This window comes from Streptomyces sp. NPDC058086 (genome assembly GCF_042885015.1).
In the GTDB taxonomy this organism is placed as follows: domain Bacteria; phylum Actinomycetota; class Actinomycetes; order Streptomycetales; family Streptomycetaceae; genus Streptomyces.
The window spans coordinates 1-15,507 of sequence record NZ_JBHVST010000163.1; the positions used below are offsets into that span (position 1 = coordinate 1).

Annotated in this window: 11 protein-coding genes; 4 read left to right on the top strand and 7 right to left on the bottom strand. The window is 68.8% G+C overall.

The features are described from left to right. Positions 1-651: 651 nt before the first annotated feature. From ACFVWD_RS53755 to ACFVWD_RS53765, 3 genes are all read right to left on the bottom strand, one after another. Positions 652-1,242, bottom strand: a complete 591-nt coding sequence (locus tag ACFVWD_RS53755; RefSeq protein ID WP_389606117.1) for a malonic semialdehyde reductase — start codon at positions 1,240-1,242, stop codon at positions 652-654. 493 nt (positions 1,243-1,735) lie between these two features. Beyond that, a complete protein-coding gene (locus ACFVWD_RS53760; RefSeq protein WP_389606108.1) occupies positions 1,736-2,068 on the bottom strand; it encodes a hypothetical protein in 333 nt (110 codons plus the stop codon). A gap of 136 nt (positions 2,069-2,204) precedes the next feature. Continuing rightward, positions 2,205-5,057, bottom strand: a complete 2,853-nt coding sequence (locus tag ACFVWD_RS53765) for an AAA family ATPase (protein ID WP_389606110.1) — start codon at positions 5,055-5,057, stop codon at positions 2,205-2,207. A 159-nt stretch (positions 5,058-5,216) separates the two neighbouring features. Between ACFVWD_RS53765 and ACFVWD_RS53770 the strand changes: the two genes are divergently transcribed. Continuing rightward, the gene (locus tag ACFVWD_RS53770; protein WP_389606111.1) at positions 5,217-6,746 is read left to right on the top strand and encodes a 4-hydroxyphenylacetate 3-hydroxylase family protein; all 1,530 of its coding nucleotides are present in this window, start codon (positions 5,217-5,219) and stop codon (positions 6,744-6,746) included. Between the two features lie 19 nt (positions 6,747-6,765). Here ACFVWD_RS53770 and ACFVWD_RS53775 read toward each other — a convergent pair whose 3' ends face one another. The 4 genes from ACFVWD_RS53775 to ACFVWD_RS53790 all read right to left on the bottom strand — a co-directional run bounded on the left by ACFVWD_RS53775 (position 6,766) and on the right by ACFVWD_RS53790 (position 11,914). Beyond that, complete coding sequence (locus ACFVWD_RS53775) at positions 6,766-8,985, bottom strand: LuxR C-terminal-related transcriptional regulator (protein WP_389606112.1); 2,220 nt, start codon at positions 8,983-8,985, stop codon at positions 6,766-6,768. 137 nt (positions 8,986-9,122) lie between these two features. After that, entirely contained in the window at positions 9,123-9,611 is a 489-nt protein-coding gene (locus ACFVWD_RS53780; protein ID WP_328760288.1) for a flavin reductase family protein, read from the bottom strand. 307 nt (positions 9,612-9,918) lie between these two features. Continuing rightward, entirely contained in the window at positions 9,919-10,788 is an 870-nt protein-coding gene (locus tag ACFVWD_RS53785; RefSeq protein ID WP_389606113.1) for a dioxygenase, read from the bottom strand. Positions 10,789-10,858: 70 nt separating this feature from the next. Beyond that, on the bottom strand, positions 10,859-11,914 hold the full coding sequence (locus ACFVWD_RS53790; protein ID WP_389606114.1) for a maleylacetate reductase: 1,056 nt from the start codon (positions 11,912-11,914) through the stop codon (positions 10,859-10,861). Positions 11,915-12,305: 391 nt separating this feature from the next. Between ACFVWD_RS53790 and ACFVWD_RS53795 the strand changes: the two genes are divergently transcribed. From ACFVWD_RS53795 to ACFVWD_RS53805, 3 genes are read left to right on the top strand one after another with little or no spacing between them, the layout of a single operon-like run. Further along, positions 12,306-13,088 (top strand): CoA transferase subunit A, encoded by a 783-nt coding sequence (locus ACFVWD_RS53795; protein WP_389606115.1) that lies wholly within the window; start codon positions 12,306-12,308, stop codon positions 13,086-13,088. Next, complete coding sequence (locus tag ACFVWD_RS53800) at positions 13,088-13,732, top strand: CoA transferase subunit B (RefSeq protein WP_384921031.1); 645 nt, start codon at positions 13,088-13,090, stop codon at positions 13,730-13,732. The genes ACFVWD_RS53795 and ACFVWD_RS53800 overlap by 1 nt, the downstream gene beginning before the upstream one ends. Beyond that, positions 13,729-14,970: a thiolase family protein gene (locus tag ACFVWD_RS53805; protein WP_389606116.1), complete on the top strand. Its 1,242-nt coding sequence runs from the start codon at positions 13,729-13,731 to the stop codon at positions 14,968-14,970. Before ACFVWD_RS53800 ends, ACFVWD_RS53805 begins: the two co-directional genes overlap by 4 nt. Positions 14,971-15,507: the final 537 nt, after the last annotated feature.

Below are 15,507 nucleotides of genomic sequence, written 5' to 3' on the forward strand. Positions count from 1 at the left end.
AGTTATATGCGGCCTTCTACCTTATAGCCCCCTCACTGCTTCTGGTACATACGCTCCCTCTCGTTTGGTTTTGGGGGGGCTGCAGGGTCCGCGGGACCGCTCGCGGTGACCCTGCAGCCGCACACCCCCTCACTCCTCAGGGTCCGGCACTGGTGGACGACCCCGCATCGCATGGATGGGTGATTCCTGTCCGAAGCGCAGACGCCTGACAGTGGTGAAGCTGTGGTGCCCAGTGCCGCAGACACCGTGCATCCGCGGAAGATCCGGTTCGCTGTCCGTCTCCATACGCACAATTCAGCGGCGGACGAGACTTCGATACGCGAGGAAATTGCGCAAGTGAGGAATTTTCAGGGGCAGACCGCGAATCGCCCACCGACTGGATCTGCGTCGGTCGACCTGCGCAACGGGCCGACGGCTGGTCCCTATTTCAGGCGTAGGGCCACGTTTTTGCCGGGGCCATGACGAGCGATTTCGCGCTGCTCGGGATGGCGGTCGGCCGAAACCAGGGTACGGATGTGACCGCGGCACTCTTGGCGTTGACGGAGTCCGGTCTGGGCGCCGTGGTGACCGCGTGGCCAGCCGGCGGCGCACTGGCGCGGTCATGCATGGCACTGACGCAGGTTGCGCCGTCGGCCGGCCGTTGCCCCTCGGTCAGACGGTAGTGACCACTTGTGCGTATGCCAGACGTGGGGAGCGCGTGAACCACGCGTTCTCGCCCGGCCTGCCGATGTTGACGACGGCGAGAACCGAGTGCTCGCCATCGCTGAAGAACTCCTTGTCAATGCCCTCGGCGTCGAAGCCGGTCATCGGTCCTGCGGCCAGGCCGGCGGCGCGGACGCCGATGATGAAGTAGCCGACCTGGAGGAGCGCGTTGAGCTTCGCGGACCGCTCGCGCACCGCACGCTCGGCGAAGAGACTCTTGGCCTGTGGGAAGTGCGGGAACTGGCTGGGCAGTTCCTCGTGGAACTCATTGTCCGCGGCGAGGATGGCGACGAGTGGGGCGGCCACGGTCTTCTTGCGGTTGCCCTCGGACAGGTGCTCGCCCAGGCGCTCGCGCGCCTCGGCGGAACGGACCAGCACGATACGCAGCGGCTGCTGGTTCATCGAGGTGGGGCCGTACTTGACCAGGTCGTAGATGGCCTCGATCTGGTCGTCCGTTACTGGCTCGTCGGTGAAGGTGTTGGCAGTCCGTGCCTCCCGGAACAGAAGGTCCTGGGCGGCGGGGTCGAGCGCGAGGGACATGGTGAACCTCTTACGGGTGAGTGTCTGTGGTTTCTCGGTGGCATGGCGAACTGCAAAGCAGAGGAACTGAGCGCTGACACCCAGCAGGTACACGGCGGTCGTGGTCGTCCCGACGAGCCCCCACAGGAGGGGCCCTGAACAACACCGTGTCAGCAACAGGCTGGCCAGCGCGACGCAAGCCGCCATGGGCAGATGGAAGGCCGCCCAGATCCGCGTGCCGGCCGGGGCGGACCGCTCCGGCATCATGGGGGCACCGCCGTGTGCGACAGCAGCCAACGCGACGAAGGCGAGCGTCGCACCGGCAAGGAGCGCCAGGACTTCGGCTGCCCCTGGGGCGCCGCGATCGGACGACGTCACCGCGGTGGCGGTCCACAGCGCCAGGGTGTACCCGTGCGGGGCCGCGCTCGCGGTTACAGCAGCCCGGAGTTGGCCGCGGTATCCGCGCTCCGGGCCCGTACGGGCACCGGGCCCGGCCGCCCTGGGCTGCGGTTGACTATCCGTCCGCGACATGGATGACGGCCTTGCCACACCGGTGCTCCTTCTCGAGCGCCTCGTACGCGGCGGGGGTCTGGATGGAGTCTGGTGCGTCGCGGTCCGGCTCGACGACGAAGAACACCGCGTGTGCGGCAATGACGGGTGTCCGCTCACGCCCGGATCCGTCGGAGCTGTCGGTCCAGGTGGCGTCCCAGGCAAATTCTCCCGTGGTGATGGAGGCGGCCCGTACCGCGACGGCGGTATCGCCGGGCCCGGGACGCGGTGCGGTCTCGTGGACCAGTTGTTCGGAGCCTCCGCGTCGGTGAGCGCGTACTGCGCGCATCGTGTTCATGAGGCGGTCACTTCCTGATGAATGACGGTGCCGTGCCGGAGGCCACGCCGTTGCGTCCAGCATCACGGGTGGTGCCGGAGCCAGGCATCACCCATTCAAGGGATCCCTGCCACGTGCCCTGCGGTCGGTGCACCGCTCAGTCGGCCCCGTCGACGCTGATGCCCCGCTCGATCGCCAGCCGGGTCAGCTCGACCCGCGAGTTGATGCCGAGCTTGGTGAAGATGTGCTTCATATGCGTGTTGACGGTGTGCACAGACACGTAGAGCCGGTCGGCGATGGCCCGGTTGGTGAGGCCCTCAACGACGAACGGGATCAGTTTCCGCTCGGATTCGGTCAGGCTCTCCAACCCCTGAAGGCCGGCCGTGCGGTTCCGCACGGGGGCGGTGCGCACGCCGAGCTGGCGCAGGCGCCGCCTGATCCGTTCTTGATCGCGCCCGGCTCCTGAGGCTGACGCCAGCTGACCCGCTTCTTCGAAGTACGGGATCGCCGGCGTCGTATCGGCCGATGCTGCCATGAGCTCGCCGAGGTCCTCACAGGCCGCCGCCAGGGCCAACGGCCTGCCGGTGCTCCGGTAGCCGGTGATGGCGGACTCCAGTGCACGGGGGTCGCGGTGGAGCAGGCCGTCCACGTGGGAGCGGACTGCCCCGATGATCTGCCCGCTCTCGTCCTGTGCAGTCAGGCTGCGCAGTGCGCTGGACACGGCATGCGCGAGAGACGGGTCCTCCCCGCGGAGCGCGATGCGCACGATCGAGGGCCAGTGGGACGGAGGTACCGCAAGCAGCCGCGTCGGCTCACGGCTTTTGAAGCTTCCCGTGAGTGCCATCGCCGCTTCGCTGTCTTCGCCCTCCGCGTCCGCCAGGCCGGCGCGCGCGAGAGACACCCAGGGGCCGTACCGCTGTGTGTTCGTGCCAGAACCGGTTTCGGCGGCGCGGAGGTGGTCCCTGGCCTTGGCGAGGTCACCGCGTCTGATCTCCACCAATGCCAGCACGGAGCGGGCCTGCGGATTCGGCAGAGTGATCTCGAGTTCGTCCGCCACCATCAGACTGGACTCGGCCTCCACGGCCGCGTCGTCCAGCGCTCCCTGTTCGAGGAGTGCGCAGGCACGGGCGGCATGCCAGTGGGGAAGTGACCAGCCGAGGCCCAGCGCCTCCGCTTCGCGCTGTCCCTCCCGCAGAATCCGCTGGGTGTCCGCGAGCCGGTCGGTGGCGGTCAGCACGGTGGCCAGCCACAGCGCCGGGATCCGCGGGGGCCGCAGGTAGAGTGCGGCGGATTGGGTGCCGGCGCGTCGGGTGGCCTCCTCGGCAAGCTCGAGGGCGCGGGCCAGGCGCCCACGGTAGAAGAACGTCTGCGACTGGAACACCATGGCGCTGACGACGACGGCCGGATCATGGCTGCGGTAGGAGGCCTCGACCAGCCCGGGGCCGGTCTGCTCGGCAGCGGTGATGTCCCCGAGGTACATGTGGCCCGTCGCCTTGGTCTTCAGCAGCCGGACGCGCACGTCGGGCGGCAGCGCGGGAAGGTCGAGGGCCTGCCGGAGGTGTGTCATCGCGGCGGCGTCGTCGCCCGCGGCCTGGTGGATCTCGGCGGCCACCAGGCGCAGGCATGCCTCCTGCAGTGGCTCAAGGCCTTCCGGCAGAGTGGCGTCGACCAGGTCGAGCGCCTCATGAACCCGGCGGGTCCGGCCGAGGTACTCGGCGGCGTCGGTCAGCAGGGTGATGCGACGCCGGTCGTGTCGGGGCAGCAGTCCGGCGACCCGCTGAGCCAGGTCTGCAGCCGCGTCGGGGGCCGACGACGACAGTTCCCGTACGGCGGTGGTCAGCGTGGTCACGGCATCGTCGTCGACCGGGCCGCCCGACATGACGACGTGCCAGGCCACCTCGGCCGATCGTGCCCCGATGCCACGCAGACTGTCGGCCGCGTCCCGGTGCAGAGCGGTCCGTATGGCCAGAGGCAGGTTTTCGTGGACAGCCTGCCGTATGAGGTCGTGACGGAAGGCCAGTCGCGGGCCGTCGGCCGAGAGCAGACCGGCGTTCAGGGCAGCCTCGACGCCCGACAGCAGGCTGCCGACCTGCCTGCCGAGCATGCGGGCGGCCGTGCCGAGGTCGAATTCGCGGCCAAGGACGGACCCGATCTGGAGCAGGCGCACGGCATCTTCCGGGAGCCGGTCCACACGCGCGACGACACTCCGCCGGAAACTGACGGGGATGCCGTCGTGCAGGAGGCTCGCCTCGCCCGCCTCCATTCTGACGGCATCCGTATCGGCAAAAGCGCGCACCAGCTCGATCGCCAGGAAGGGATTGCCCGCGACGCCTCGCAGGAGCCTGGCCAGACCGGGTGACGGCCTCGCCCCGAGGACATCGGCCGCAATGTCCTGCAGCTCCTGCTGTGGCAGGGGGCCGAGGGTCAGCCATCGGGCTCCGAGGCGTTCGAGGTCCTCCCGCACCCTGGCCACGGTCGGTCGCTCGGTGTCCGACCGTACCGCCAGCACCCACAGGATCCGCGAGGCGGCCAGTCGTCCAGGCAGGGTGCGGAGCACGAAGAGCGTAGCCGGATCCGCCCACTGTGCGTCGTCCACAAGCACGGCCACCGGGGCGCGCTGAGCCCGGTCCTCCAGAGCGTCCGTGATGCTGTCCAGCAGCCAGAGCCGCTGGTCGTCGGTGGCTGCGGCGGCTCGGTTGGAACCATCGGAGGACTGCAAGGCGGACTGCAGTGCGGCTCCTGCCGCGTACTGGTCGAGCTCATCGGCCCGTACCGACACCACATCGAACCCGGACCGCCGCGCCATCTCGTCCAGCTCCGCGAGCAACCGGCTCTTGCCGACGCCAGGCGCGCCTTCCACGACGACACAGGCGCCCCGTCCGCCACGCACCGCGTCCAGGGCCTCACGGACAGCCGCGATCTCGCGGTCCCGTCCCCGCAGGCGCAGCCCGGTCATGGCCCGGTTCCCACGCCCACCGGCCTGGTCGTCGGCGGGGTCTGTGCTGCTCATGGGGCAAGCATGGCGCACGGCCACATCTGCCCTCAACGCCAGATTCCCGGTGATCGCCGCTTTCACCCGGGTGATTGCCGGCTGCGCGCCGTCCTCTCACCCTGCCGCGACGCATGCTCCATGCCATCCGGATCTGTTGCCCCTGGAGAGGAGCACGACGTGCGTACAGGCAAGGAATACCTGGCAGCGCTGAACGACGGCCGCAAGGTGTGGGTCGGTGACGAACTCGTCGACAACGTGGCCACACACCCAAAGACCCGGGCGTACGCCCAGAGCCTCGCGGCCTTCTACGACCTGCACCACCGCCCGGACCTCCAGGACGTCATGACGTTCGTGGACGAGGATGGCGTCCGACGCTCCATGACATGGTTCCAGCACCGCTCCAAAGAGGACCTGCTGCGCAAGCGGACCTACCTGGAGACGGTGCAGCGGGAACTCGGCGGCGGGGCGATCCCGCGCACACCGGATGTCAACAACTACGTCCTGCTGACCTACATCGACGACCCGGAGCCCTGGAGCAGCCAGTCCGTCGGGACCGACGGGAGGGACCTCACCGAGGGGATCCTCGACTTCTGGAACGTGGTGCGGGACGGCGACCTCAACGCGACGCCGGCCTTCGTCGACCCGCAGGCGAACCGCTCGCGCGATTCCGCACAGGCCGAGTCCCCTGCCCTGCGGGTGGTCGGCACCTCGGACGAGGGCATCACCGTGCGGGGTGTGAAGGCGATCAGCACCGGCGCGGCCTTCGGGGACTGGATCCACATCGGCGTCTTCTACCGCCCCGGCATTATTGCGGAACAGATCATCTACGGGGCGGTGAAGCCCGACACCCCCGGGGTCACCATCATCTGCCGGGAGAGCAACGTCCGGGACGGCGAGGAGGTGGAGCACCCACTCGCCTCGCAGGGTGACGAGCTGGACAGCGTCATCGTGTTCGAGGACGTGCTCATCCCCTGGAACCGTGTCTTCCACATCGGTAACCCCCAGCACGCGTCGCTGTACCCGCAGCGCGTCTTCGACTGGCTGCACTACCACTCGGCGATGCGTGCGATGGTGAAGGCCGAGCTGATGCTCGGTCTGGCCCTGCTCATCACCGAGCACATCGGCACCTACCAGCTGCCGCCGGTCCAGGCCCGGGTCGCCCGGTTCGCCGGCTTCCACCAGACGCTCAAGGCGCATCTGATCGCTTCGGAGGACCAAGGGTTCTTCACCCCCGGCGGCATCTACAAGCCGAACGTCCTGATGTTCGACTTCGGGCGGGCGTACTATCTCGAGCACATCGCCGAGATGGCCCACGAGCTCATCGACCTGTCCGGTCGTGCCGCGCTCATCTACCCTACCGAGGGGCAGTGGCAGCAGCCCGAACTGCGGCCGTGGCTGGAGGCGCTGCAGACCGGACCGGTCGGCAGGCCCTACGACCGGCTGAAGATCAGCCGAGTGATCCGCGACATGTTCCTGTCCGACTGGGGCGACCGCGTCAGCACCTTCGAGAACTTCAACGGCACGCCCCTGCTGGCCATCCGTACCCTCACCATGAAGCGCGCCGAGATGTCCCCGAGCGGCAGCATGGCAGACCTCGCGCGCAAGGTCTGCGGCATCGAGAACGTGAGCGACGACGACGAGACCGCGTACAAGGCTCAGGCGAACTACGCCCGACGCCAGGACGCCTCACGCCAGGACGCCTCGTAGCAGGATGCCAGGGCCCGGATCAGAGCACGCCGCACTCCCGGGCCCTGGCGACCGCTTCGCTCCTGTCGTGGGCGTCGAGTTTGCGGAAGATCGCGCGTACCTGTGTCTTGACGGTGTTGTGGGACACATAGAGCTCGGAGGCGATCTCACGCAGTGTCAGCGCACCGCACAGGGCACGGAGCACTCGGCGCTCCCCCCGCGACAGGTCCTGGGGGCGGGGGGCGGCAGGTGTCGCCACTGTGTCCCCGCCGACTCGGCCGAGCAGGTCCGTCAGCACCCCGGGCGACTCGCACCGGGCCGCCGCCCGCTCGGCTGCCTCGCGGGCCTTTCGCGCCCCGTCCGTGTTGTGCCGCGCGCTCTCAAGTCGCGACCGCGTGAAGTGGCACAAGGCGCGTACGTGGGGTTCGCTTTCCGTCCGGGGCGAGGCCGCCAGCGTCGCTTCCGCGCCGGCCAGAACCCGTTCGGCCTCCTCGACCTGTCCCTCCTCGAGGAGTAGGCCGGCCCGGCCGATGTAGGCAGGCACAGAGACGAAGTGCCCGCCCAGGCCGGCCGTCGCAACCACCTTGAGTGCCTCGTCACTCAGAATTCGCGCCAGCTCGTGCCGTCCGGCCAGCAGCGCGCACACCGCCCGCGAACCCAGCGCGCGCACGAGAACCAGGCCGTGCCCGGCAGCATGCGCATCACGGGTCGCCTCGCCGAGCAGCGCCTCCGCCTCCTCGTACCGGCCCGCCCACAGCAGAGCCGCACCGCGGGCCGTGCAGGCCAGGGCACGCCAGGACGTCAACGGCAGGGTGCCGGCAACGGCGGATTCGCCCAGACGGCCGGCGGTCAGGACCTCCCCCTTCAGACAGCAGGCCATGGCCTGGGCGACGGCTGCCGCATCGGACACCGTGCTGCCTTCGCCGACCGTCTCCGGTCCCGTCTGCCTGAGCTGGGCCACATCCAGCCAGCGCCGGGCCGTTTCCGGGGCGCCCCCTGAGAGAGCCGCCATCGCCGCCACGACGCACAATCTCGCGTCGGCGGCGACCGTGCGGGGCGGCAAGAGGTCCAGCCAATGCGAGACCTCCGCACTACGGCCCGCCGAGATCGCCTTCTCCCAGCCGTCGAGGACCGACGCGACGGCCGCGGACTCATCGCCGCCCAGCGTCCAGTGCCGTACGGCCACAGTCGTCTCCCCCTGCCGGGAGTACCACTGAGCCGCCGACCGGTGCAGGGACACGACGGTGTCCGACCGTTCGGACTCAAGGACGTCGGACAGCAGCGAAGACAGTGCTCGATGATGCCGGTACGCCGACGGATCGGCGGCGACGGGCACGAGCAGTTGCACGGTCCGTGCGAGCTCGCGCAGCAGTACGCCCGCCCGGTCCCCGGCGAGGGCCTGGCAGGGCCCGGTACTCAGCTCGTCGAGCACACTGGTACGCAGCAGGAACTCGCGCTGTTCGGTGGTGAGCCGATAGAGCACCTCGGTGGCCAGATACTCGGTGACCGCTTGCCTGCCGCGGGCCAAGTTCCCTTCCCGGTCAGTCTCGTTCGCCGAGCGGGCGAGGGTGCGCCCCATGATGCACAGCGCCGCCGCCCATCCCTCGGTGGCCTCGTACAGCGCGCTCGAAGTGTCCGCGCTCGGAGCGGACCCGAGCAGATCGGTGAGCACTGCCTGTGCTTCCTCGGGGGTGAAGGCCAGGTCGTGCTGGTCGAGTTCGGCGGTCAGACCCCGGGCGCGCAGGGTCGGAAGGGGTCTTCCGGGAATGTGCCGGGTCGACAGAATGACGCGGAAGCCGTGGGGAAGCCTTGTCAGGAAGTCCGCCAGGCTGCGCACTGCGTCGGCGTCCGTGATGGATTCCAGTCCGTCGAGGATCAGCGTGAGCGGTTCCTCTCCGCCCAGTCCGGTCACAAGACTCGGCAGGATCTCCTCGAGCCATGCGTCGACCGTCCACCCATCGCTGTCGAGGCGGGCGGGCATATTCGGTCGTGCGTGGTGCACCGCTCGCAGGATGCAGGTCCAGAGCCGGCCCGGGGCGTTGTCGTACGCGTCCAGGCTGAGCCAGGCGCACTCTCCGCGAGCCGCCAGGCCTCGCGACCACTCGGTCAGGAGCACCGTCTTCCCGGCGCCGGCCGGCGCGGAGACCACCACCACGGGCTCGGTCGCCGTGTCAAGCCGGCGCAGCAGACGCGGGCGTGTCAGGAGATGCGGGGGCTGGGCCGGAGGATGCAGCTTGAATGTCGCAACGGAGCTGGTCATGGCACTTTCCGTCGAGTCGTCGGGACGAGCGGAGCCCCCGACGCCCATGGCTCGCCTCGCAGGAGCCGGACATCGGGGGCGGTGGCGGGCCGGTCACGGGCCCCGCAGCGGCCTCCTTCGGACCGCTGCCACCAGGCCTAGTGCGAAGCCCTGAGCGCGCCGAAGCCGCCCGCGAAGTGGACCAGCGGTCGGCAATCCACCTGGTGTGCGCAATAGCGGACCTCACCCACGAAGATGGTGTGATCGCCACCGGGGAGCGCCTCGGCGACGTCACACACGACAGCCGCGATGGCGTCCTTCAACACCGGCACGCCGTGGTCGTCGAAGGTCTCGACGCCCGCGAACTTGTCCGCCTTCGAGGCGGCGAAGTTCCGTGCCAGGTGCTCGCTGTCCTCGCCGAGGACGTTCACGGCGAATCGGCCGTGTTCCGCGATCGCGGTCCGTGTGTACAGGTGGTTGCTGATACACACGAGCAGCTGGAGCGGGTCCAGGGAGAGGGCGGACACGGCACTCGCCGTCATGCCGATAGGCGTGCTTCCAGAGCACGTGGTGATCACGCTGACACCCGTGGCGAGCCGGCTCATCGTGGCTCGGAAATCGACTGTCGTGTGAAGGGTTTCAGTCATCGGAGGACCTCCGTGAAAGTCGGGAAGAGCGTCGGCCTGTTGCGCAGGACACCGGGTGAACTCACCGTCCCGCTGGGTGGGTTGGCAGGCATGTCGTTCGAGTAGGGCAAGAAGGCGGGCGGCTGCCCTATGACGTACGCGAGGTCATCGCGTTGGTGAAGTGTGTGACGCCGGCTGTTGATGCCGGAGAAATCGCGTCCTACGCCGGACGCCACCGGGCGTTCACACGGTCTGTCGGCTCATCGACGCAGTCGGTCGACCAGGCGTCTCAAGTCCGCGGACGGCGGCACTCCGAGCTCCTTCATTCTCAGTCCGTGGGGACGGGTTCGAGGACGAAGGTGTGGCGCAGCAGGGTGTACGGCACGTCGGTCAGCCCGCTGCAGGGCCCGGCGTCGGCCACGTACGTGTCATAGGACTCGACCAGCGACTCCTTGACCCCGAACACCGGATCAGTGTCCAGGTACGGGTCGTCCGAAGGGAACAGCATGCTGGTCACGCGCTGGAATCCCGGAGCGTCGATCAGCAGGTGCACATGGGCGGGACGCATGGGCGACCTGCTGGTCGCGTTCAAGAGTTCGCCGACCGGGCCGTCACCGGGTATCGGGTAGCTGGACGGGCGAATGGAACGGAAGCTGAAGTGTCCCGTCTCGTCGGTCCGGAACAGCGCGCGCATGGCCGGGTCGACTTGGCCGGGCACATCCACGTCGTAATGGCCCTCCGAGTCACTGTGCCAGACATCCACCCCGGCGCCGGTCACCGGCGCTCCCTCACGGTTCACGACCCGTCCCTCGAAGAACAGCGGGGTACCGGGCAGACCTCCGGAGATGTCGGCGGCGTCGGCGTGCTGCGGCCTGTCCTCCCTGAAGAAGGGGCCCAGGACGCTGTTCTGTGTGGCATTGGCGGGGCGTCGATTGCTCAGCGCATCGACCAGCATGGTGACGCCCAACACGTCGGACAGCAGGATGAACTCCTGGCGCGTCGGCGTGCACGTCTGCCCGGTGCGCGTCAGGAAGTCCACTCCCTGGGCCCACTCCTCCTCCGTCAGTTCGACATCACGGACGAAGGCGTGGAGATGCCGCACCAGTGATTCCAGGATCTCCGCGACACGGGCATCCTTGGTGTCCCGCATGGTCGAGATCACGGCCTCGGTGATGGTGTCGCTGGTCAGATCACGCATGGCGCGCTCCCTTGGTCATTGAGTGTTCGATGACGGAGTCGGTCTGGGTGTGTTCGTTGCCCGCTGACGTTCACGGCGTCTCCCCGGCCCAGGCGCGGGTCAGGAGGGCGTGGACAGCTGTCCGATCCACTGGACGCGGATTCCAGTAGCCGTCCCGCACGATGAGTTCGGCCGCCTTCTCGATCCCCGACTCGGGCATGCCGAGGTCCCGCAGTGCCCTGGGGGCGCCGAGCCTGCCGGCGAAGTCGAAGAGACCGCTCGCGGCGTCGTCCCCCGGCAGCGCCTGCGCGATGCGTGCCATGGCTCCGGGGGCGGCCGGCCCGTTGTAGGCGGCCACGTGCGGCAGGACGACGGTGTGGGTTTCGGCGTGCGGAAGCCCGAATGTGCCGCCCAGCACGTGGCACACCTTGTGATGCAGGGCCATGCCCACCGTGCCGAGGCACGTGCCCGCCAGCCACGCCCCGTACAACGCATCCGCCCGCGCCTCGCCGTCGTCCGGACGTCGCGCGATGACCGGAAGGGATCGGGTGAGGGAATCGAGCGCTTCACCGGCCATCAGGAAGGCGACCGGGTCCCGGTCCTGTGCGTAGAGGGCCTCCACGGCGTGCGCCATCGCGTTGATGCCGCTGACCACCGATATCGCCGCCGGAAACGTGAACGTCAGGTCGACGTCGTACACCACCGTCTTGAGCAGCGCTTCCGGCAGCCGCCGGGTCGTCTTCCTGCGGCCTTCGGTCTCTCCGAGGATCGGCGTCATCTCCGAGCCGGCATAGGTGGTGGGCAGCGCCAGCTGCGGAAGACCGGTCCGCACGGCGATCGCCTTGCCGAGGCCGATGGTCGATCCACCGCCGATGGCGAGCACGGAGTCCGCTCCCACGGATCTGGCGTACGCGACCGCCTCCTCCGTGACCTCGACAGGGGTGTGCGGGGCCGCTTCGGTGAACGTTCCCGCGGCTGCCGCACCCAGCAGGTCGCGCATCTCCGCTGCCTGGTCCACTTGACCAGGTGTGCACAGGATGAGCACCCGACGGCATCCGAGAGCATCGGCCTCTTCGGGGATAAGACTGCGCGTACCGCTGCCGAAGACCACCTTGGTGATCTGTCCCCGATGCACGAATGTCTTCATGAGAATTTCCTCGGTCCTGCCGCTCCGCTGTTTATGGAAGAAAGCCTCGGCACTCGAATGATGCGCGTCAACGGAATCCGTGAGTGATAACGAGGATCGGCGTAGGAATACCTTGTTCGCACGACGCACACCGACAGATCGGCATAGAGATCCCGTGCGATATCACTCATCTGTGGGATGCCGACGGATGCCAGGGCGTTGGAGTGTGGGCGCAGGTGCCTGTCAGGTGAGACACGACGAGACAGGCGTGTCTGCGGCCGAGCCGCTCCCGCAACGCCCGCAACGCCCGCAACGCCCGCAAAACATTAAAGAACCCGGCCGAATTCTTGACATTGCTTTACGGAAACAGCGTCCGATGGGTCCGCATTGGCGAGAGGCAGAGTAAATAAACATGGATAAAGTGGTCGCCACGGCCTTGGAGGCGGTGGCCGATGTGCCGGAGGGTGCGTCGTTGGCGGTGGGCGGGTTCGGGTTGAGTGGTGTGCCGAACGTGCTGATCCAGGCGTTGTTCGAGCGGGGGGTGTCGGGGCTGTCGGTCGTCTCGAACAACTGCGGGGCGATGGAGTCCGGGCTGGCCGTGTTGTTGGCGGCGGGCCGGATCGGGCGGGTGACGGGCTCCTACATCGGGGCGAACAAGGAGTTCGCGCGGCAGTATCTGGCCGGTGAGCTGGAGGTGGAGCTGATCCCCCAGGGCACGCTCGCGGAGCGGTTGCGAGCGGGTGGTGCGGGGATCCCGGCGTTCTACACCCCGGCGGGGGTGGGCACCCAGGTCGCGGACGGCGGGCTGCCCTGGCGCTACGACGGCTCCGGCGGGGTCGCGCTCGCGTCGCCGCCGAAGGAGGTCCGCGACTTCGACGGCACCGAGTACGTGCTGGAGCGCGGCATCCGTACCGACTTCGCACTGGTCCGGGCCGCGAAGGGCGACCGGCACGGCAACCTGGTGTTCAACAAGTCCACCCGCAACTTCAACCCCCTTGCCGCGATGGCCGGGCGGGTGACGATCGCCGAGGTGGAGGAGCTCGTCGAGCCCGGCGCGATCGATCCGGACGCGGTGCATCTGCCGGGAATCTTCATACAGCGGGTGGTGGCTCTCACGCCGGAACAGGCAGCAGGCAAGAAGATCGAGCAGCGCACGGTGTCCGTGCCTGCGGCACGAGGGTCGGTGAACGGCTGATGGCCTGGAGTCGCGAGGAGATGGCCGCCCGGGCCGCGCGGGAGCTGGAGAACGGCCAGTACGTCAACCTCGGCATCGGGCTGCCGACGCTGATCCCCAACCATCTGTCCGAGGGCGTGGAAGTGGTCCTGGAGTCGGAGAACGGGATCCTGGGCACCGGCCCGTACCCCACCGAGGAGCAGGTCGACCCGGATCTGATCAACGCGGGCAAGGAGACCGTGACTGTGCTGCCCGGCGCCTCTTTCTTCGACTCGGCGCTGTCGTTCTCGATGATCCGCGGCGGCCACATCGACGTGGCGGTGCTGGGTGCGATGCAGGTCTCCGCGCAGGGGGACCTGGCGAACTGGGCGGTCCCCGGGAAGATGATCACGGGAATCGGCGGTGCGATGGACTTGGTGCACGGCGCCCGTACGGTCATCGTCGTGATGGCGCACACCGCCAAGGACGGCTCACCGAAAATCCTCACCGAGTGCGTGCTGCCGCTGACCGGGAAGCGTTGCGTGAACCGGATCATCACCGACCTCGGCGTCCTCGACATCACCGACGAGGGCCTGGTGCTGGTCGAGTGCGCACCAGGCGTCGGCGTCGAGGAGATCATCGCCAAGACTGACGCCAAGCTGACCGTCGCGGAGGGCCTGAAGTGAGGAACGTATATATCGTCGACGCCGTGCGCACGCCGATCGGGCGTCACAACGGCGGTCTGGCCTCGGTACGCCCTGACGACCTGGCCGCACACGCCATCCGCGAACTCCTCACCCGAAGCCCCCAGTTGGATCCCGCGCGCATCGCGGACGTGTACTTCGGCAACGCCAACGGCGCCGGCGAGGAGAACCGCAACGTGGGCCGCATGGCGGCACTGCTCGCGGGCCTGCCCACGTCGGTGCCGGGCGTGACGGTCAACCGGCTGTGCGCCTCCGGTCTGGAGGCCGTTATTCAAGCCGCCCGTGCCATCGCGGTCGGAGACGCCTCCATCGCCGTCGCCGGTGGCGTGGAGTCGATGACCCGCGCGCCATACGTGCTGCCCAAGTCGGACCGACCCTTCCCGGCCGGACACGCCGAGCTGTACTCGACCACGCTGGGCTGGCGCATGGTCAACCCGAAGATGGACCGGCAGTGGACCATCCCGCTCGGCGAGTCGGCCGAACTCATCGCCGACAAGCACAAGATCAGCCGCGAGCAGCAGGACGAGTTCGCGCTGAGCAGCCACCAAAAGGCCGCGAAGGCTCAGGCCGAGGGCCTGTTCGAGCCCGAGCTCGCCCCCGTGTCGATCCCCCAGCGCAAGGGCGACCCGGTGCTCTTCGCCGCCGACGAGTCCGTCCGCCCGGACGCCTCTCTGGCCGCGATGGCCAGACTCAAGCCCTCCTTCCGCACCGCGAGCGAAGCGAGACGGGGGTCCCCCCGGCCGGAGGCTGGGGGAGGCACCGTGACCGCGGGCAACGCCTCACCCCTCAACGACGGCGCCGCCGCGCTCCTCCTGACCGACGAGGAAGGCCTCAAAGCCACCGGCCGCGAGCCGCTGGCCCGTGTCTCGGCCACCGGTGTCTCCGCGATCGACCCGCAGTACTTCGGTCTCGCCCCTGTAGAGGCCGTCAGCCGGGCCCTCGCCAAGGCGGGCAAAGGCTTTGACGACCTGTCCGTCCTGGAGCTGAACGAGGCTTTCGCCGTGCAGGTCCTCGGGTGTGTGGCCGAATGGCCCGAGTTCGACCCGGCGATCCTCAACCCGCAGGGCGGCGCCATCGCTCTCGGGCACCCCCTCGGCGCGTCCGGCGCCCGCCTCGCCGGAACCGTCGCCCACCAACTCGCCCGCCGCGGCTCCGGCACCGGCATCGCGACCCTCTGCATCGGCGCGGGCCAAGGCCTCGCCCTGGTCCTCGAACGCTGACACGAATGCGCCCGCATCGGCGTCGATCCCGGCTGCGACAGCTCTACCACTGCCTCCAGACCAGCGAACTGTTCGACGATGGCGGCGTCTGGCGGCTGCGGTGCCGCCGGGGCAAGGCGGCAGATCGGCACCGGGACGAGTGGTCGTTGAGGTGTGCGCTGTCCTGCGAGCCGGCTCGGCCGGTAGCCGCAGGACACGCGGATGGCGTCGACCACCATCGTCGGCACACCCGTGCGATCTGCTCCGGCCGGCGTGTGGACAAACCACGTGTCCACGCCGCGCACGTCCTCTTCCTCCGCGCTCCGCGCCGGCCAAGATCACGGCGTTCGGCCGCGCAGCCCCACATGCCCGGAAGGCGTGCCTTGACAGCGGAGAGGCAGGGAGCCAGCATGGAAACCATGGAAACTAATTCAGTTTCGAAAGTTTCCGAGGCTGACGGGCGGCGTGCTGACGTGATCGTGGAGGCGGCCGGCCGGCTGTTCTTCGCGCCGGGTTCCGTGCGGGTGAGCATGGACGATCTCGCCCGTGAGCTCGGGA